Origin of the sequence: Streptomyces rapamycinicus NRRL 5491 (genome assembly GCF_024298965.1) — a bacterium.
GTDB lineage: Bacteria > Actinomycetota > Actinomycetes > Streptomycetales > Streptomycetaceae > Streptomyces > Streptomyces rapamycinicus.
On the sequence record NZ_CP085193.1, the window covers coordinates 841377 to 860608 of the forward strand.

Genomic DNA, 19232 nt, shown 5'->3' on the forward strand with positions numbered 1-19232 from the left:
ACACGGAGAGCGGATAGATGACGACTGACCTTGATATCGCGGCGGGTGTGAAGGTGCCGTCCACGGCGCTGGCGCGCGAGGCGACGGAGCTGATCCGTGACACGACGAACGAGCTCATCTATCACCACTCACGGCGGGTGTACTTCTTCGGCAGTCTGCGGGGCCGCGGGCGCGATCTGAGCTTCGACCCGGAGCTGCTGTATCTGGGGGCGATGTTCCACGACGTGGGCCTGAACGAGGCGTTCCATGCCAGCGGCCGCCGTTTCGAGGTGGACAGCGCGAACGAGGCGAAGCGGTTCCTGCAGGCTCATGGTGTCCCCGAGGACAGCGTCCGCCGGGTCTGGACGGCGATCGCCCTGCACACCACTCCCGGCGTCCCCGAGTTCATGGAACCGGAAGTGGCCCTGGTGACGGCCGGTGTCGAGTACGACGTGCTCGGCATCGGATATGGGGATCTCGCCGCCGAGGACCGGGAGGCGGTCGTGGCGCTGCATCCGCGCCCCGACTTCAAGAACCGGATTCTGCGGGCGTTCACCGACGGCGTCCGTTCCAAGCCGGAGACGACGTTCGGCAACGTCAAGGCGGATGTCCTGGAACACTTCGTGCCCGGCTTCGAGCGGGGGGACTTCGTCCGGACGATCCTGGATTCCCGGTGGGCGGAATAGCCCGGCGGGCGGCGGGACCATCGCGGACACCACGGGCGTCCGGTGGTGTCCGCACCGTCGCGATCGTCGCGTTCGACGGGGTGCAGCTGCTGGATGTCACCGGCCCGGTGGAGGTCTTCACCACGGCCAATCACTACGGTGCCGACTACGACGTACGGGTCGTCTCCCTCGCCGGTGACGCCGTCACCACCTCGTCCGGGCTGGTGATCAGTGCCGATGGCGCGCCCGGCACACTGCCGCGACGCCTGGGCACCCTGCTGGTCCCCGGCAGAAGGGACTGGCGCTCGGCGGTGGCCGACACCGGCCTGATCGGGCTGGTGACCGACCTGTCGACGCGGGCGAAGCGTGTGGCGTCCGTGTGCGCGGGGGCCTTCGTCCTGGCCGAGGCCGGCATCCTGGACGGCCGCCGTGCCGCCACGCACTGGGAACTGGCCTCCCAGCTGGCCGCCGCCTATCCGCAGGTGCGGGTGGACGGCCATCCCGTCTTCGTCCGGGACGGTCAGGTGGCCACATCGGCCGGTATCACCGCGGGGATCGACCTTTCGCTGTCCCTGGTCGAGGAGGACTGGGGAGCGGACGTGGCACGCGATGTGGCCAGACAGCTGGTGGTCTTCATGGCCCGCCCGGGCGGGCAGGCGCAGTTCAGCGCGCGGCTGACCCCGCGGGAACCCCGGCATCCGGCGGTGCGCCGGGTGATGGACCGTGTCACCGCGGACCCCGCGGGGGGCCATACGCTCGCCACGCTGGCCGACGAGGGCGGTGTGAGCGTCCGTCACCTTGAGCGGCTGTTTCGCACCGAGGTCGGCATGACCCCCGGCCGTTACGTCGAATCGGTCCGTGTGGAGGCCGCCCAGACCCTGCTCGCCGATGGCACCGGCACGGTCGAGGAGGTGGCGCGGCAGGCGGGGTTCGGCTCCTCGGAGTCGCTGCGCCGGGTCTTTCAGCACACCCTCGGGGTCTCACCGACGGTGTACCGCGCGCGCTTCCGCAGCACTCTCGGCGACCGGACGCGCTGAGGGACATCGGCCGACGGTGGGCCGACAGCAAACGGCCCTCACCGACGGGGGAACGGCGAGGGCCTACGTTCAGTGTGGCACGAATCAGTGCGGAAGAATCCGTTCCGAGCGACAAACATTGCATATATCTGCCGCCCGGCTCCCCATCGGTGCGACCGGTGCCCCGCCGGGCACCATCCCGCCGTAGCTCCTCCCGAGGCGGAGGGTCCACCTCCACCAGGGTGCGCGCGGGGCGCCCACGTCCTGAGACGGAATCCCGAAGTCGTTGACGGGGACTGTAAGGCGCTGCCATCCTGCTGAATGTGAGCCAAGCCGAGAAATTCGCCGTGCGTCTGCACGTCGATCTGCGACGCCAAGCCAGCGCCATCTGTGCCGCCGGCCGTTGAGCCATTCGCGCTCCGCTCTTTCGCTCCTCTTTCCGCTCGGCATCTGACGGTATCCGCTGCCCTCTGAGCACGGCCGGTCCTGCCTGCGTCCGCTCCCCTGCCTTCCGCTGATTCCCCCTCACTTTGTGACGGCGGAAACGCAGGGAAAGTCTTCATCGCGTCCCAGGACTCCGTGCGCGGTTTTTCGGATAACTGCCGTGCGGTGATTCGGCCTGCCCTCCGCGTCCCCTTACGCAAGGACCTCGTTATGCGTACAGCTAATTCCAGGCGACAATTCATGACCCTGCTCGGCGCCTCGGTCGCGGCGGTGAGCTGCGGTACGGCCACGGGCAACCCCTCCGGGAAGCAGACCAAGAAGCTCCGGTACCAGGGGTGGGCGGGCCAGGTCACCGTGCCGGAGCTCGCCGAGGACCTGGGATATCTGGGCGATGTGAAGCTGGACTGGGTGGGCAACACCATCAGCGGTCCGCAGGACATCCAGTCAGCGGCCACCGGGCAGATCGACTTCGGAGGGGCCTTCAACGGCGCCGTCGTCAAACTGGCCGCGAACGGCGCCCCCATCACCTCCGTCATCAGCTACTACGGATCCGATCGCCATGCGTACAACGGCTTTTTCGTGCTGGCGGACAGCCCCATCCGGTCGGCCCGCGACCTCATCGGGAAGAAAGTCGGGATGAACACCCTCGGCGCCCACTCCGAGGCGATGCTCGATATCTATCTCAAGCGCCATGGACTGTCCAAGGCGGAGATCGGCAAGGTACAGCCCCTGGTGGTGCCCCCGGTCAATACCGAACAGTCGCTGCGGCAGCACCAGATCCAGGTGGGCGTGCTCGGGGACATCCTGCGGGACAAGGCCGTGGCCCATGGCGGCATGCGCCCGCTGTTCACCGATGTCCAGCTGCTCGGGGCATTCAGCGCCGGAACGTATGTGATGACCGATCGCTTTCTGCGGCAGAACCCGGACACGGCCACAACCTTCGTCACCGGCGTGGCCCGCGCCATCGAGTGGGCCCGCGCGACACCGCGCGAGCAGGTGATCGCACGGATGACGCGGATAGTGCGGAAGCGCGACCGGAAGGAGGACGCCACACCACTGAAGTACTGGAAATCCTTCGGAGTCGCCGAGACCGGCGGCCGGATCACCGACAAGCAGCTCCAGCTGTGGATCGACTGGCTGGAGGAGCGCGGCGACATCAAGCGCGGCAAGGTCACGGCGTCCGACCTCTACACCAACCAATACAACGACTACCGCCCCGGGAGCCCCGGGAGCGCCGCGTCCGGCTCCCCCGCTCCCTCCCCCGCGACGAACCGGAGCTGATCCCATGACCGTCAAAATCGCCTTTGAGCAGGTCCGCAAGGTGTTCCCGGTGCAGGGGACGGCCGGCTCCCGCCGGGCCGGTGAGTTCACCGCCCTGGACGGGATCGACCTGGAGATCTCCGCCGGTGAGTTCATGGTGGTCGTCGGGCCCAGTGGATGCGGCAAGTCCACACTGCTCGACCTGCTCGGCGGCCTCGCCCGGCCCACCAGCGGGCGGATCCTCCTGGACGGAGAGCCGGTCACCGGCCCCGGCCTGGACCGGGGCATCGTCTTCCAGCAGTACGCCCTGCTTCCCTGGCGCACGGCCCTGGGCAATGTGGAGTTCGGCCTGGAGGCCACCGGAGTGCCGCGGCGCCGGCGCGCCGAACGCGCCAGGGAGTACCTGGACCTGGTGGGCCTGTCCGGGTTCGAGGACCGGCACCCGCATGAGCTATCCGGCGGGATGCGGCAGCGCGTGGCGATCGCCCGCAGCCTCGCCTACGACCCGGATGTGCTGCTCATGGACGAGCCGTTCGCCGCCCTGGACGCCCAGACCCGGGAGCTGTTGCAGGACGAGCTGTTGCGGATCTGGGAACGCACCGGCAAGACGGTGGTCTTCATCACCCATGGCATCGAGGAAGCGGTCTACCTCGGACAGCGGGTGGCCGTCCTCACCTCCCGCCCCGGAGTCGTCAAAGAGGTCGTACCGATCTCGCTGGACGCCCGCACCACGGCGGACGACGTGCGCTCGAGCCCGGAGTTCGCGCGCCACCGGCATCGGATCTGGAGCCTCCTTCAGGACGAAGTGGCCCGCGCCCAGCAGCTGGAGAAGGAGAGTGTTCCCGCATGAGCCCCGTGACCGGGACGACCACCGCGACAGCGGACCACACCGCCCCCGGCACCCCGGCCGAAGCCGCCTCCGAGCCACGTACCACCGCGGGCCCGACGGCACCGCGCGAGGCGCCACGCCGGGCGGCACCGCTGGCGGCCGTGGCCCGGACCGCCGGGCGCAGGCTGCCCGGCCTGCTGCTGCGCGCCCTCACCAAAGTGGCGGCGATCGCCGCCCTCCTGGCCGTATGGGAGACAGCGCCCCGCGTGGGCCTGGTGGACCGCACCTTCCTGCCGCCCTTCAGCGAGGTCGCCCGCGCCTGGTGGGGGCTGCTGGGCGACGGGCAGCTCACCGACAACGCCGAGGCCAGCCTGGTGCGTTCGTTCGCCGGATTCGGTCTGGCCGTCGCCATCGGCGTGCCACTCGGGTTGCTGATCGGCCGCTACCGGCTGGTCGCGGACCTGCTGGGACCGCTGCTCGAAGTGTTTCGCAACACCGCCGCGTTGGCGCTGCTCCCGGTGTTCGTCCTGCTGCTGGGCATCGGTGAGACGTCCAAGATCTCGATCGTGCTCTACGCCTGCACCTGGCCGATCCTGCTCAATACCATCAGCGCGGTGCGCAACGTGGACCCCACGCTGCTGAAGCTGGCGAAGTCCATGGACCTCCCCGCGCTCCGGCTGTTCCAGAAGGTGATCCTGCCCGCCTCCGTACCGACGATCTTCACGGGGATACGGCTGGCCGGGGCCTCTTCCATCCTGGTGCTGGTGGCGGCGGAGATGGTCGGTGCCAAGGAGGGGCTCGGCTATCTGATCAACACGTCCCAGTACAACTTCGCCATTCCGCAGATGTACGCCGGGATCCTCACCATCTCCGTCATCGGCGTGGCCTTCAACCAGCTGCTCGTGGCCGTGGAGCGCCGGCTCAGCTCCTGGCGCGTCCCGGTGCGGAGCTGATCCGACGAAAGCGAGAGGTGCTGTCGTATGACCACGCTCGATCTGACCACTGACGTCCTCGTCGTCGGTGGCGGCCCGGCCGCCACCTGGGCCGCCCTGAAAGCGGCCCGCGCCGGTGCCGACGTCGTCCTCGCCGACAAGGGGTACTGCGGTACCAGCGGCGCCACCGCCTCCGCGGGCACCGGCGTGTGGTACGTCCCGCCGGAGCCCGCCGCACGCGAGGCGGCCATGGCGAGCAGGGAGGCGCTCGGCGGTCACCTGGCCGACCGGCGCTGGATGACACGCGTCCTGGACCAGACGTACGAGAGCGTCAACGAGCTCGCGGACGAGGCCCGTTACCCCTTCCCGACCGGTCCGGACGGACGGCCGCTCAGGAACGGTCTGCAAGGCCCCGAGTACATGCGGCGGATGCGTGTGCGCGTCCGGCGCACGGGCGTACGCGTCCTGGACCACAGCCCGGTCCGCGAACTGCTCGCCGACACCTCGGGCGCGGTGGCGGGCGCCACCGGATACCGGCGCCAGGCGCGGCAGCCGTACCGGGTCCGCGCGGGTGCAGTGGTCCTGGCCACCGGCGGCTGCGCGTTCCTCAGCGGTGCCCTCGGATGCAACGTCAACACCGGTGACGGCGCCCTGTTCGCCGCCGAGGCCGGAGCCGAGCTGTCCGGGATGGAGTTCTCCAACGCGTACGCCATCGCGCCCGAGCACACCTCGGTCACCAAGGCCGCCTTCTACACCTTCGCCACCTTCTTCCACGAGGACGGCACGGTGCTGGAGGGTGCGGCGAGCCAGGGCGGACGCTCGGTCATCGCCCGGGCGCTGCTGGAGGAGAAGGTGTACTGCCGCCTGGACCGCGCCGACGCGGCCGCGCGGGCGGCCATGCGCCTGGCCCAGCCCAACTTCTTCCTCACCTTCGACCGGCTGGGCATCGACCCCTTCACCCAGCGCTTCGCCATCACCCTGATCGCCGAGGGCACCGTGCGCGGCACCGGCGGGATCCGCCTCACCGGTGACGACTGCGCCACCACCGTGCCCGGGCTCTACGCGGCGGGTGACGCCGCCACCCGCGAGCTGATCTGCGGCGGCTTCACCGGCGGCGGCAGCCACAACGCGGCCTGGGCCATCTCCTCCGGCGGCTGGGCGGGGCGGGCGGCGGCGCGCCACGCGCGCTCGCTCTCCGGCGGCGCCCGCACCCGGTGGACCGTCCCGGTGGGTGGCGCCGGGCTGCGCCCGACCGGTACGCCGGGACCGGCCGACGGCTTCCGCGAGGTGGTCGCCGCCGTCCAGGGCGAGGTCCTTCCGTACCGGAAGAACTACCTGCGCCACGGAGACGGCCTCGCGGCCTCCCTGCGGGCGCTGGACGACACCTGGCACCGGCTGCGCGCCACGCTGTACGCCGGTGACGGGGATGCCGTACGGGCCCGGCAGGCCGCGGCGATGGTGGCACACGCCCGCTGGATGTACACCGCGGCGCTCGCCCGCACCGAGACCCGGGGCATGGCCAAGCGGCTCGACTTCCCCGCCCAGGACCCGGGACAGCACCACCGCATCGTGACGGGCGGTCTCGACCGCGTATGGACCCGCCCGGAGCCCCTGACCACCGCACCACGGGAGGTTGCCTGATGATCGAGCTGGTCTCGGCCGAGCGCTGTATCGCCTGCGACAAATGCGTGAGGGTGTGCCCGACGAACGTCTTCGACCGGGGCCCGGACGGCGTGCCGCTGCTCAGCCGCCAGGAAGACTGCCAGACCTGCTTCCAGTGCGAGGCGAACTGCCCGGTCGACGCGCTGTTCGTCGCGCCCGTCACCCATCCGCTGCCCGACGACCGCGCGGTGCGCGACGAGCGCCATCTGGACCGCACCGGCCTGCTCGGCAGCTACCGCCGCCACATCGGCTGGGGCCACGGCCGGACGCCCGGGGCACTGCGGGCCGTGGGCCCGCGGCTGCCCGCACCGGGCGGCAGACCGCCCGCACCGCCCATCACCTCCTGAATCCTGAACACGCCACCGAAGGGAAAGAGCCCGTATGAGCACCAGCACCGGATTCGACATCCGGCGGATCGGCGGCCGGATCGGCGCCGAGGTCCTCGGTGTCACACTCGCCGACGTCATCGATCCCGCGCTCGTCTCCGACCTCAACTCCGCGCTCCTGGAGCACAAAGCGCTCGTCTTCCGTGACCAGCACCTGGACGACGCCGCCCAGCTCCGTTTCGCCTCCCTCTTCGGGGAGCTGACCACCGCGCACCCCACGGTGCCGTCCGTCGAGGGGCAGCCCAGCATCCTGCCGGTCGACGCCGAGGGCACCCGCGCCAACCGCTGGCACACGGACGTCACCTTCGTCCGTACGCCCCCGAAGCTGTCCACCCTGCGCGGCATCGTGGTCCCGCCCTACGGCGGCAACACCCTCATCGCCAACACGGGCGCCGCCTACCGGGACCTGCCCCGGCCGCTGCGCGAGCTGGCCGACACGCTGTGGGCCGTGCACACCAACGACTACGACTACGCCGCGCCGCCGAGGAACGAGAAGGCGGCCGAACACCGCAAGCGGTTCGTCTCCCGGAAGTACCGCACCGCCCACCCGGTCGTGCGCGTCCACCCCGAGAGCGGCGAACGCGGTCTGTTCATCGGTGGTTTCGCCCAGAGTTTCGTCGGCCTCGACCCGTCCGAGTCGCGCGATCTGCTGCGGATCTTCCAGTCGTATGTCATCCGCCCGGAGAACATCGTGCGCATCGCCTGGTCCCCGGGTGATGTGGTGGTCTTCGACAACCGCATCACCCAGCACTACGCGCCGGACGACTACGGCGATCTGCCGCGCCTGCTGCACCGGGTGACCGTGGCGGGCGATGCCCCGGTCGGTGTGGACGGCGAGCGAAGCCATGTCCTCGAAGGGGACGAGGCCGGCCACTACACCCCGGCTGCCGCCGCCTGAGGACCACCGTCCTCCCACGCCATGAGAGTGCCCGCCCGGTGTGCGCGATCCGCACACCGGGCGGGCCCGGCGGGTGCCGCTACGCCCCTTCGCGGGCCGTGCGCGCCGCGCGGGCCAGGTCCAGGTCGGTGGTCTCCGGCGCCAGGAACTGTGACACGACGGCGCCGACCACCAGCACTCCGGCGCCGACCAGCAGCACGAACTCCGCTCCGAAGCGGTCGAGCCCCATCGGCAGCAGGAACGTACCGATCGCGGCGCCCACCCGGCTCATGGCCGTGGCGAAGCCGACGCCCGTGGTGCGCAGGGACGTGGGGAACACCTCCAGCGGATAGACCGCGGTCAGCGCGGAGGAGGCGGCGTTGAGGAAGATGAAGAACAGGAAGCCGACGACGATGACGGGGGTGGAGGACGGCCACACCGCCACCAGGGCGAGACACGCGGCCGTGATCCAGAACGGCGGGATCAGCAGCTTGCGGCGGCCGATCCGCTCCACGACCAGGCACCCCGCGGTGACACCGGCCACGGCGGTGAAGGAGTAGACGAGCAGCGCCGCCACCGCGTTGTCCCCCATGTGCAGAGCCTCGAAGACGTCCGTCCAGAAGGTGCCGATGGCGAAGTACGGCAGCACGAGGGCGGCCCAGAAGACGCTGGCGAACACCGTGGAACGGATGTGCTGCCGGCTGAAAAGCGCACGGAACCCGTCCCGCCGCACTTCGTCGCGCTCGTCGAGTTCCGCGGCGACATCCACCTCGATGCCGTACTTGTCGATCAGCGCCTGCGCCTCGTCCCGGCGCCCCTGGCTCAGCAGCCAGCGCGCGGACTCCGGGATGCCACCGCGCAGGGCCACACACACCAGCGCGATCACCGCGCTGCTCGCCAGGGACCAGCGCCAGCCGCCGTCCACGGAGGTGAACAGCGCGCCGACGACCGTGGCCAGCGCGTACCCCAGGTACCAGCTGATCTCCAGGCTCGCCAGCAGCCGCCCGCGGCCGCGTCGGCCCGCGTACTCCGAGAGCAACGGCGCGCCGATCGCGTACTCACCGCCGATCGCCACGCCCATCACCAGCCGGATGAGGAAGAGCTGTGTGCCGTCCACGACGAAGAACTGCAGCACCGAGCCGACCAGGAAGATCAGCATGTCGATGAGGAACACCGGCCGGCGTCCGAACCGGTCGGCCAGCCGGCCGAAGAGCGGCCCTCCGACGAAGATGCCGATCAGCGGTGCGGCACCGACCAGCCCCTGTTCCACTGAGGTCAGATGGAGGTCGTCGGTGATCGCCCCCATCGCCAGGCCGATGCCACCGATGATGTAGCCGTCGATCCCCTGGCCGATCTGGGTGGCCAGCTTCAGCTTGGTGTGCAGCCGCTTCCGTTCCCGTTCGGTGGCGGGTGCGCCCGGCGGTGTGCTGGGCTCGTCGTGCTCGGTCACAGGCGTCGTTGCCATGCGCGGGTCCTTACCTAGAGGGGAGGGAGAGGGCGTCAGCCGGTCGGCCAGTCGAGGGCGATGTACTGCGTTTCCAGGAACGCCTCGATGCCCTCGCGGCCGCCCTCCCGGCCCAGACCCGACTGCTTGACGCCGCCGAAGGGCGCCGCGGGGTCGGAGAGCAGGCCACGGTTGAGGCCGACCATGCCGCTCTCCAGGCGTTCGGCGATGCGCAGGGCCCGGGCCACGTCGCGCGAGTAGACGTACGAGGCGAGACCGTGCACCGTCGCGTTGGCGCGGGCCACCAGTTCGTCCTCGTCGGCGAAGGTGGCGAGGGGCGCGACCGGCCCGAAGACCTCCTCGTTCATGATCCGGGCGTCCTCGGGGACGTCCACCAGGACGGTCGCCGGATGGTAGCAGCCGGGGCCCTCGGGCACGCTGCCCCGCGCGGCGACCTTCGCGCCACGCCCGACCGCGTCGTCGACCAGGGAGCGGATGGACTCCACGGCGGTCCGGTTGATCATCGGGCCGAGGGTGACGCCCTCCTGCAGACCCGCTCCGGCGCGTGCCGCGGTCATGGCCGCCGCGAACTTCCCGGTGAACTCGGCGGCCACCGACTGATGGACGTAGAACCGGTTGGCGGCGATGCACACCTCGCCACCGCCCCGCATCTTGGCGTCCATCGCACCGCGCACCGCGGCGTCGACGTCGGCGTCCCCAAGGACGATGAAGGGGGCGTTGCCGCCCAGTTCCATGGTCACGTTGACGACGTTCGCCGCCGCCTGCTCCAGGAGTTTCCGGCCGGTGGCGGTGGAGCCGGTGAAGGAGAACTTGCGGACCCGTTCGTCACCGAGCCAGACCGGGACCACCTCGGGTGCGCGGTCGGTGGGCAGCACGTTCAGCAGCCCGTCGGGCAGGCCCGCCTCGCTCATCAGGGCGGCGATCGCGAGGGCGGTGAGCGGGGTGTCCGGGGCCGGTTTGAGGAGCACCGGGCAGCCGGCGGCGAGCGCCGGGGCGATCTTCCGGGTGGCCATCGCGGCCGGGAAGTTCCAGGGGGTGACGAAGGCGGTGACGCCCACCGGATGCCTGCGTACGACATGGCGGAAGCCGCCACCGGGCGCGTCGCCGAACGAGGAGCCGATCCGCACCGCCTCCTCGGCGAACCAGCGGAAGAACTCCGCCGCGTAGCCGACCTCGGCCACCGCGTCCCGGTACGCCTTGCCGTTTTCCAGGACGATCAGGCGGGCGAGCGTGTCGGTGTGCTCGCGCATCAGCGCGAAGGCGGTGTGCAGCACCTCCGAGCGGCGGCGAGGTGGCGTCGACCGCCATCCGGCGGCGGCCTCTTGGGCCGCGTCGACCGCCGCCATGGCGTCGCCCGGGCCCGCAGCGGACACCTCGCGGATCAGCTCCGCGGTGGCCGGGTCGTACACGGGAAACGTCCGTCCGTCCCCGGCCGCGCACCAGCGGCCGGCGATGAACACATCGCCTTCGGCGAAGGGCGCCTTGACGAGGGTTTCTATGCCGGGGAGGTTCATGAGCTGCTCTTTTCTCCGTTCCGAACGAGGGCTGGTCCGGTTCGCGGTGAATTTACGAGCGCGTCATACGGCCGACAAGGCCACTTCTCGGATCGCAATGGTGGTTGCTGTCAGGGCAACTCACCGCATACGACAGGGAGTGGACGGGGCGGAGCCACCCGGCGCGGGCGCCCTCAGGTGAGCCGTGCCCGGGGGAACGGGGTGTGCCGCGGCTCCCAGCCCAGCAGCGCGGAGACGCGTGCCGCCGCCCTGGCGGTGGTGCGGCCCGCCTGGTCCAGGCGGTCGCCGAGCCGGGACTTGGGCGCCGAGATGTTGATCGCCGCCACGACCCGTCCCCGGAAGTCGCGCACCGGCGCCGAGACTCCGACCAGACCGGCCTCGAACTCCTCGCTGACCCTCGCGTAGCCCTGGCGCGACGCCTTCTGGATCAGCGCCCACAGCTCGGGAATCGGCGGGGTGGAGGTGGTGCCGAAGCGGACGTACAGCTCGTCGGGGGTGGCATCGGCCAGCAGCACCCGCCCGGCCGAGGTCTGCCACGCGGGCACTCCGCGCCCCTCCCAGCCGTGGACGCGGAAGGAGTGTCCGGAGACCGAGAGCAGGGTGAGCACCTCGCGGTCGCTCAGGACACACAGATGGCTGGTCTCCTCCACGTCCGCCGACAGCGCGTGCATCACCGGCTCGGCCATGCGCACCAGCCGGTTCTGCGAGGTCCGCGCGACCAGTGAGAAGAGCCGCCAGCCCAGCCGGTACTCCAGGGTGTCGGGGTCCCGCTCCACGATCCCCGCGGCGGCCAGGGCCTTGAGGGCCCGCGAGACCTGGGTCTTCTCCCGGCCCACCAGCTGCGCCAGCCGTACGACACCGAGCCCGCCGGCGTTCTGCGCCTCGTCGGAGGCGAGCGCCTCCAGCAGGTCGATGTCACGGCGCAGCCCGTGGCCGCGCGGGGCGGTGGTGTCTCCGGGGCCGGAGGAGTCGGCTCGGGGGCCCGCGCCATGCGGATCGGCGGGGTCCTCGGGGCCGTCGGCGCCGCGAGGGGGGAGGTTCGTCACGCGCGCCATCCTAAGCGCGCGGCCCTGGGAACCCCCAGGTCAGCCGCCGGGTTGTCGGGAGAGCAACCGGCATTTCGATTCCGGCTGGTGCCTTGCGAGGGGGTGGCGGCGGTTCTAGATTCGCCGCATCGGACCGGATGAACTGCGGTGAATGCGAGGTTCATCCCGTCGGTCCGCCGATTCCCCGCTCCCGGAGATCCAGGAGATCCCATGCCATCGCCTTTTGCCCCGACCGCCCTGATCGGCGAGTCCTTCGTCGGGGAGGGTGCCAACGCCGCGCACACGAACGTCGTGATCGGACGCAAGGGCGGGCCCGTCGAGACGGCCTGGGCCACGGCGCTGGCCACGCCCAGCGCCGGACACGTCCCGTTCCTGACGATCGTGCGGCCCTCGGTCCCGGTGAAGCCGCTGACGCTGTTCGTGACGAAGGCAGCCGCCGACGGTGAGCTGCACCAGCGCGCCACGTGGGGCTCCGCCCAGGCCGGTCTGGCGCAGGGCGTCACGGACGCGGTCCGGGACGGTCTGCTGCCCGCCGAGGAGGCCGACGACCTGCTGATCATCGCCGCGATCTGGGTGAACCCGGCCGTCGACGACCTGGACGTGTCCTTCCGCAACCAGCGCTCCGCCGCGTACGGAGCGGTGCGGGCCGCGGTGAACGCCACCCCGACCGTGGCCGATGTCCTCGCGACCGCCGAGGAAGGCCCGGCCAACCCGTTCTACGCCCCCACCTCCGAGGCGCTCGCCCGATGAAGATCACGGACATCACCCTGGACCGGCTGCGGCTGGAGCTGGACCCGCCGTTCCGGGCCGCCTGGGACCCCGAGCCGCGGCGCCACTTCGACGCGACGATCGTCCGCGTCCACACCGACGAGGGGATCACCGGCATCGGCTCCGGTGACCTCATGGACGGCTTCGACACCTATAAGCACCTGTTCGTCGGCGAGGACCCGCTCGACATCACCCGGCATGTCAAAGCCATCGAGACCGCGAACTTCCACGGCGCCCACTACTGGCCGCTGGAGGCGGCGCTGTGGGACATCATCGGCAAGGTCCACGGCCGCCCGGTGGCGGAGCTGTTCGGCAACGCGGCCAAGAAGCTGCCCGCCTATGCCTCCTGCGGTGAGCTCAAATCACCCGGGGAGCGCGTGGCCACCGCGCTGAAGGTCCGCGAAGCGGGCTTCCGCGCGATGAAGATCCGCATCGACCGCAACCGGGTGGACGAGGGGGTCGCCGCGGTCCGCGCGGTGCGCGATGAGCTGGGCGCGGACTTCGAGATCATGGTGGATCTGAACCAGTCGTGGCGCATGGCGGGCGACACCGCGGGCGCCACCGACCTCGCCCGGACCCGCAAGACCATCGCGCGGCTGGCCGAACTCGATGTGTTCTGGGTCGAGGAGCCGCTGCCCTACTGCGACGTGGCGGGCTTCAAGCGCCTGCGGGCCGAGAACCCCGGAGTGCGGATCGCCGCGGGCGAGATGCACCACTCCCCCACCGAGCTGCTGCGCTACCTCGAAGAGGACGCCCTCGACATCTACCAGATGGACGTGGTGCTCGCGATCGGCATGCACCGCGCCCGCACCCTGGCGGAACTGGCACAGCTCAAGCACCGCCACTTCACCCCGCACAGCTGGACCAACGGCATCGGTGTGCTCGCCAACCTGCACGTGGCGGCGGGAGTCGGCGGCGGCCCGTACTTCGAGTACCCCTACGACCCGCCCGGGTGGACCCCCGAGCGCCGGGACTTCATGCTCGCCGACCCGGTGCGGGTGGGCGGCGACGGCGACCTCGAGGTGCCCGCGAGGCCGGGCCTCGGCATCGAGCTGGACGAAGACGCGATCGACCGGTGGAGGATCACATGACGCATGGCATCGACGCCCTGCTCGCCCGTACGCACGACCAGTGGCTGGCCGCGGCCGACCAACTGACCTTCGAGACAAGGCCGTTCATCGACGGCCACTTCACCGACGCCCTCTCCGGCGACACCTTCACCAGCCACTCGCCGCGCGACGGCGCGGTGCTCGCCAAGGTGCAGGCCGCCGGCGCCGATGACGTGGACCGTGCCGTACGCAGCGCGCGCGCCGCCTTCGAGGACGGACGCTGGCGTGACCTCCCGCCCAGGGAGCGCAAGGGCGTCCTGCTGCGCTGGGCCGACCTGATCCGGGGACACGCGGCGGAGCTGGCCCTCCTCGACACCCTGGAGATGGGCAAGCCGATCACCGAGTCCGTGCGGATCGACGTGGACAAGGCCGCCGAGACCATCGCCTGGTACGCCGAGGCCATCGACAAGACCTACGACGAGGTGGCACCGACCCCCAGGGACGCGATCGCCCTGATCACCCGGGAGCCCCTGGGCGTCGTCGGCGCGGTCATTCCGTGGAACTACGCGCTGCTCATCGCCAGTTGGAAGCTGGGCCCGGCGCTCGCCACCGGCAACAGCGTCGTGCTCAAGCCCGCCGAGCAGACGTCCCTGGCGGCCCTGCGGCTGGCCGCCCTCGCCACCGAGGCGGGTCTGCCGGACGGGGTGTTCAACGTCGTCCCCGGGCGCGGCGAGGTCGCCGGACAGGCGCTGGGCCGCCACCCCGAGGTCGACAAGATCGCCTTCACGGGCTCGGTCGAGGTGGCCCGGCTCTTCCAGGTGTACGCGGGCGAGTCCAACGGCAAGCAGGTGGCCGTCGAGGCGGGTGGCAAGTCGCCCCAGCTCGTACTGGCGGACGCCGACATCGAGGCCGCCGCGTCGGCGGTGGCCTGGGGCATCTTCTACAACGCCGGGCAGACCTGCAACGCCGGTTCCCGTGTCGTGGTCCACTCCTCCGTCAAGGACCGGCTCCTGGACGCCGTGCGCCGGATCACCGACGACACCTTCCGGATGGGCGACCCGCTCGACCCGGCCACCGTCATGGGCCCCCTGGTAGACGAGAGCCAGCTGGCCTCGGTCCTCGGCCATGTCGAGCGTGGCGTGGCGGACGGGGCGACCGTGGTGTTCGGCGGTGGCCGCGCCCTCACCGAGTCGGGCGGCAGCTATGTCGAACCGACCGTCCTGGACGGGGTGGTGAACACCTCCGCCGTGGCCCAGCGGGAGATCTTCGGCCCGGTCCTGGCCGTCGTCTCCTACGACGGCGACGCCGACGAGGGGATCCGGCTGGCCAACGAGAGCGACTACGGGCTTGTCGCCTCCGTATGGACCCGTGACGTGGCCGTCGCCCACCGCGCCGCCAAGCGGCTGCGGGCCGGGACGGTCTGGATCAACACCTTCGACGCCAGTGATGTCATCACCCCGTTCGGCGGCTTCAAGGCCACCGGCGCGGGCCGTGACAAGTCACTGCACGCTTGGGACGCGTACACCGCGCTGAAGACCACCTGGGTCAACCTGGCCTGAACCGGACACGGTTCCCGGCCACCTCCACAACGCCCCTCTCCCCTCTTACTTTCTCTTCTCACCACAGCGAGGACAACGATGAGGATCGGTTTCATCGGCCTGGGCAACATGGGCCGCCACATGGCCCGCCACCTGATCGAGGCGGGTCACCAGGTCACCGTGCACGACATCCGCCACGAGGCCGCCGCGGAGCATCTCGCGCTCGGCGCCGGATGGGCCGATACGCCCGCCGCGTGCGCGGACGGCGCGGATCTCCTGATCACCAGTCTGCCGACCCCGCGTGTCGTCGAGGACGTCCTGCTGCGCGGCGGCGCCGCCGCGGCCCTGGCGCCGGGAGCCCTGTGGGTCGACATGTCGACCTCGACCCCGGCGGCCTCCGAGCGGATCGCCACCGAGGTGCTGGACGCCCAGCAGGTGCGCCGGCTCGACGCGCCCGTGTGCGGGATGTCGCACGGCGCCGACTCCGGCACCCTGCAGATCTTCGTCGGCGGTGCCGAGGACGACTTCCGGGCCGCGCTGCCCGCGCTGGCGGCCATGGGCGACCCGAAGCGCATCCTGCACGTCGGCCCGCTCGGCGCCGGTTACACGGTCAAGCTGCTGCTCAACCTGCTGTGGTTCAGCAAGCTCGTGGCCACCTCGGAGGTGTTCGCGATGGGCGCCAAGGCGGGCGTCGACCTCGGGCTGCTGCGTGATTCCCTGCTCAAGAGCTCCGCCGCGTCCTACTTCCTGGAGCACGACTTCATTCGCATCCTCACCGAGGGCGACTACGACGACTCCTTCGCGATGGTCCTCGCCTGCAAGGACCTCGGCCTCGCCATCGACCTCGGCCGCGACCTCGGCGTGCCCACCGAGCTGTCGGCGGTGGTCGAGCAGATCTTCCGCCGCTCCAGGACCGAGCACGGCGATCTCGCGGGCGAGATGAGCCCCGTCCGCCTCTACGAGGCCCTCGCCGGGCAGGAGTTCCGGCTGGCCATCCAGGCCACCGCACCGGTGGCCGCGACCGTCGCGGGCTGACGACGAGCGAACGCCACCCCGCACCACGACGTCAGGAGCCGCACCCATGACCTCTTCCGGGCCCGGCGGACCCACACCGCTGAGCATCGACCCCACCTGCCGCATCGAGTTCGGCCCCGGCCGCATCGGCCGGCTCCCCGCCCTGATCGCGGCAACCGGCCACGATCGCGCCTTCGTCGTCACCGACCGCGGTCTGCGGGCCGCGGGTGTCCTCGAGCCGGTCCTCAAGGCCCTCGGAGCCGCCGGTCTTGAGTACGCCGTCTACGACGAAGTGGCGCCCAACCCATCCACCGCCAACGTCGACGCGGGTGCCGCACGGGCCCGTACGTTCGGGACCGCCGCGGTCGTCGCCCTCGGCGGTGGCTCCGTACTCGACGCGGCGAAGGGCATCGCCCTGCTGGTCGGCAACCCGAGCGCCACGGCCGCCGACGCCGACGACCTCTGGGAGGCGGGCGACGGGCTACCGCTCGTCGCGATCCCCACCACCTCCGGCACCGGCGCCGAGACCAACGGCTTCGGGGTCATCGAGGACACCGCCGCCTGCCGCAAGGTGTACATCGGCCACCCGTCGGTGAAGCCGCGCGTCGCGCTGCTCGACCCCGAGCTCACCCTGGGCCTGCCCGCGCCCGCCACCGCCGCCACCGGCATCGACGCCCTCGTGCACGGCGTCGAGTCGCTCGCCTCGCGCGGCGCGAACCCGGTCTCCACCGCCTATGCCACGCAGGCCGTGGCCATGGTCAGCCGCGCCCTGCCCGCCGCGTACCGGAACGGTTCGGACCTCGACGCCCGCGCCGAGCTGATGCTGGGTGCCCACCTCGCGGGCCAGGCGCTCACCCTCTCCGGACTCGGGCTCGTCCACGGCATCGGCCATGTGCTGACCGCGCACACCGGCACGCCCCACGGCGTAGCACTCGCCGCCGTCCTCGAGGAGGTGATGGAGTTCAACGCTCCCGCCGCACAGGACGCCTATGAACAGGTTGCGCGGGCCATGCGCCTGGCGCCGCCCGCCGACGGGGACTGGGCGCGGGCGGCCATCGACGGGGTGCGCGAGATCGCGGGCGCCGTCGAGGTGAAACGCCCCCTGAGGACGCTCGGCGCCGACCGCGCCATGCTGCCCTCCATCGCCGCCGGGGCGGTGGCGGACCCGGTGACGAAGAACAATCCGCTGTCGCCCGATCCGGCGCGGGTCCTGGACATCCTCACCACCACGTACTGATCAGCGGCCCACGCCAGGCAGGCCGCCGCGGTGGGTGTTCCGGGCGGTGAGAACCGCCCGGAACACCCACGACCACGCGGAACGCGTCAGTGGTGCCAGCCGTGCCCGCCCGTGTTGTGGATGAAGCGCTGCAGCACCTTGACGGTCGTCAGGTACTCCTCGTCGGAGATGCCCGCGTGCCGTTCCGCCCACAGCTCGTCCTGGAGGGCCGCGGCCTTGTCGTACAAGGCCCGGCCCTCCTCCGTGATGCCCAGGCGTCCCCCGGCGTCCTCGGTGATCCAGCCCAGGGCGATGACCCGGTCCATCTCCGCCTCCATGACCTCCGGACCGGCGTCGAGGTAGTTGCCGAGGAGGCCGGACACCTCGCCGCGGGTCTTGACGGTGTCGGCGCGTGCGACCTGTGCGATGACCCACCACTGCGGCTGGGTGACGCCGACCCCGGCGAGAGCCGCCTGGATGCGGCTGACCACGGCCTTGTAGGCCGCCCAACTCCAGTAACCGATGGGCTGCTTGATCAGCTCGGCGTCGCTGTGGGAGTACTCCATGGCGGGTCCCTCCGTCGTTGCGTGAACTCGATCGACGATGGGATCGACGGTAGAAGTTAAACCAAGGTTGAAGTCAAGGCGTCACCTGGCGGTTGCGGTCGGTCAGCGGTCGGCCGTCAGCAGGCGGACGCGGCCCGTGCCGGGCAGGGCCGGGTCGAACGCCGGAGGGACGGGCCGGGCGTGGCGCTCCGCCAGGTCGGTGAGGGCTTCTTCCGCGGCGCTCCAGCCATGGTCCGCGAGCCAATTCGCGGGAGGCTGCGTCATCTCGTTCTTCCACAGGGAGGACAGCATGCCCATGATGCCCTCCGGTGAGGCCGACGCCGCCTCCTGGGCCTGGTCGGTGTTCACCATGGACCGGGTGACATGTTCCACCCCGAGGTGGCTGCCCGGCGCGGACAGCGCGGTGATCCGGTCGAGCAGACGGTCCGCGTCGCGCTCGGGCAGGTAGACGAGTATCCCCTCGACCAGCCAGGCCGTCGGCACGTCCTCGCGGAAGCCCTGCTTCGCCAGCAGCGAGGGCCAGTCCTCGCGCAGGTCGGCCGCGATCACCTCGCGTTCACAGCGCGGCTCCTCGCCCTGGAGGACGTGTTCCTTGAAGTCGAGCACATCGGGCTGGTCCAGTTCGAAGAGGCGTGTCCCGTCCGGCCAGTGCAGACGGAAGGCACGGGTGTCCAGGCCCGCCGCGAGCAGGACCGCCTGGCGGCAGCCCGCGGCGCACGCCTGGATGAAGTAGTCGTCGAAGTACCGGGTGCGCAGGGCGAAGTAGTCGCCCATGGCCTCGGTGAACAGCTTTCCCTGCCCCTCGGTCCAGACCGCCCGCTGCTCGGCGCCCGCCGCGTCGACAAAACGCGTGGCCAGGGTGTCCTCGAACAGCCGGTCCGGGCGCCGGCTCTCCTCGGCGCGGGTGATGCCCACGAACAGCGCGGTGCTGCTGACTCCCGCCAGGCGCTCGTGTCCGTCGGTCACGTGGTCCTCCGCTTCGTGTGGTTGTCTCTCATGTCCGCTC

19 protein-coding genes are annotated in these 19232 nt (G+C 71.0%); 14 read left to right on the forward strand and 5 right to left on the reverse strand.

From position 1 onward, the window contains the following. Nucleotides 1–17 precede the first annotated feature (17 nt). From LIV37_RS03795 to LIV37_RS03830, 9 genes are all read left to right on the forward strand, one after another. Nucleotides 18–665, forward strand: coding sequence for an HD domain-containing protein (locus LIV37_RS03795; protein ID WP_020865770.1), 648 nt, complete (start codon nt 18–20; stop codon nt 663–665). Continuing rightward, complete coding sequence (locus tag LIV37_RS03800; protein ID WP_243146484.1) at nt 662–1681, forward strand: GlxA family transcriptional regulator; 1020 nt, start codon at nt 662–664, stop codon at nt 1679–1681. The genes LIV37_RS03795 and LIV37_RS03800 overlap by 4 nt, the downstream gene beginning before the upstream one ends. Before the next feature lie 326 nt (nt 1682–2007). Beyond that, complete coding sequence (locus LIV37_RS52480; protein ID WP_369293940.1) at nt 2008–2067, forward strand: putative leader peptide; 60 nt, start codon at nt 2008–2010, stop codon at nt 2065–2067. A 277-nt stretch (nt 2068–2344) separates the two neighbouring features. Then, the gene (locus LIV37_RS03805) at nt 2345–3385 is read left to right on the forward strand and encodes an ABC transporter substrate-binding protein (RefSeq protein WP_020865772.1); all 1041 of its coding nucleotides are present in this window, start codon (nt 2345–2347) and stop codon (nt 3383–3385) included. 4 nt (nt 3386–3389) lie between these two features. Then, nucleotides 3390–4214: an ABC transporter ATP-binding protein gene (locus LIV37_RS03810; protein WP_020865773.1), complete on the forward strand. Its 825-nt coding sequence runs from the start codon at nt 3390–3392 to the stop codon at nt 4212–4214. Then, nucleotides 4211–5146 (forward strand): ABC transporter permease, encoded by a 936-nt coding sequence (locus tag LIV37_RS03815; protein WP_020865774.1) that lies wholly within the window; start codon nt 4211–4213, stop codon nt 5144–5146. The genes LIV37_RS03810 and LIV37_RS03815 overlap by 4 nt, the downstream gene beginning before the upstream one ends. A 27-nt stretch (nt 5147–5173) precedes the next feature. Continuing rightward, nucleotides 5174–6766 carry an FAD-dependent oxidoreductase gene (locus LIV37_RS03820; protein ID WP_020865775.1) on the forward strand — a complete coding sequence of 531 codons (1593 nt, stop codon included), beginning with the start codon at nt 5174–5176 and terminating at the stop codon, nt 6764–6766. Continuing rightward, entirely contained in the window at nt 6766–7134 is a 369-nt protein-coding gene (locus tag LIV37_RS03825) for a 4Fe-4S dicluster domain-containing protein (RefSeq protein WP_020865776.1), read from the forward strand. Before LIV37_RS03820 ends, LIV37_RS03825 begins: the two co-directional genes overlap by 1 nt. A 34-nt stretch (nt 7135–7168) precedes the next feature. Further along, entirely contained in the window at nt 7169–8071 is a 903-nt protein-coding gene (locus tag LIV37_RS03830) for a TauD/TfdA dioxygenase family protein (protein WP_020865777.1), read from the forward strand. Nucleotides 8072–8150: 79 nt separating this feature from the next. On the opposite strand, the gene LIV37_RS03835 is transcribed toward LIV37_RS03830, so the two are convergent. The 3 genes from LIV37_RS03835 to LIV37_RS03845 all read right to left on the reverse strand — a co-directional run bounded on the left by LIV37_RS03835 (nt 8151) and on the right by LIV37_RS03845 (nt 12075). Continuing rightward, on the reverse strand, nt 8151–9515 hold the full coding sequence (locus LIV37_RS03835) for an MFS transporter (RefSeq protein WP_121825839.1): 1365 nt from the start codon (nt 9513–9515) through the stop codon (nt 8151–8153). A gap of 35 nt (nt 9516–9550) precedes the next feature. Continuing rightward, nucleotides 9551–11029: an NAD-dependent succinate-semialdehyde dehydrogenase gene (locus LIV37_RS03840; protein WP_020865779.1), complete on the reverse strand. Its 1479-nt coding sequence runs from the start codon at nt 11027–11029 to the stop codon at nt 9551–9553. A 173-nt stretch (nt 11030–11202) separates the two neighbouring features. Continuing rightward, nucleotides 11203–12075, reverse strand: a complete 873-nt coding sequence (locus tag LIV37_RS03845) for an IclR family transcriptional regulator (RefSeq protein ID WP_020865780.1) — start codon at nt 12073–12075, stop codon at nt 11203–11205. A gap of 210 nt (nt 12076–12285) precedes the next feature. On the opposite strand from LIV37_RS03845, the gene fae reads away from it, so the two are divergent. From fae to LIV37_RS03870, 5 genes are all read left to right on the forward strand, one after another. Further along, nucleotides 12286–12825, forward strand: a complete 540-nt coding sequence (gene fae, locus LIV37_RS03850) for a formaldehyde-activating enzyme (protein WP_020865781.1) — start codon at nt 12286–12288, stop codon at nt 12823–12825. Beyond that, nucleotides 12822–13934, forward strand: a complete 1113-nt coding sequence (locus LIV37_RS03855; RefSeq protein WP_020865782.1) for a mandelate racemase/muconate lactonizing enzyme family protein — start codon at nt 12822–12824, stop codon at nt 13932–13934. Before fae ends, LIV37_RS03855 begins: the two co-directional genes overlap by 4 nt. Then, the gene (locus LIV37_RS03860) at nt 13931–15451 is read left to right on the forward strand and encodes an aldehyde dehydrogenase (protein ID WP_020865783.1); all 1521 of its coding nucleotides are present in this window, start codon (nt 13931–13933) and stop codon (nt 15449–15451) included. The genes LIV37_RS03855 and LIV37_RS03860 overlap by 4 nt, the downstream gene beginning before the upstream one ends. Before the next feature lie 78 nt (nt 15452–15529). After that, nucleotides 15530–16465, forward strand: coding sequence for an NAD(P)-dependent oxidoreductase (locus LIV37_RS03865; protein ID WP_020865784.1), 936 nt, complete (start codon nt 15530–15532; stop codon nt 16463–16465). Between the two features lie 46 nt (nt 16466–16511). Continuing rightward, complete coding sequence (locus LIV37_RS03870) at nt 16512–17681, forward strand: iron-containing alcohol dehydrogenase family protein (protein ID WP_020865785.1); 1170 nt, start codon at nt 16512–16514, stop codon at nt 17679–17681. A gap of 86 nt (nt 17682–17767) precedes the next feature. Here the strand turns inward: LIV37_RS03870 and LIV37_RS03875 are convergent, their stop codons facing one another. Continuing rightward, nucleotides 17768–18226: a MarR family winged helix-turn-helix transcriptional regulator gene (locus tag LIV37_RS03875; protein ID WP_020865786.1), complete on the reverse strand. Its 459-nt coding sequence runs from the start codon at nt 18224–18226 to the stop codon at nt 17768–17770. A gap of 102 nt (nt 18227–18328) precedes the next feature. After that, a complete protein-coding gene (locus LIV37_RS03880; RefSeq protein WP_020865787.1) occupies nt 18329–19192 on the reverse strand; it encodes an SAM-dependent methyltransferase in 864 nt (287 codons plus the stop codon). Nucleotides 19193–19232 lie beyond the last annotated feature (40 nt).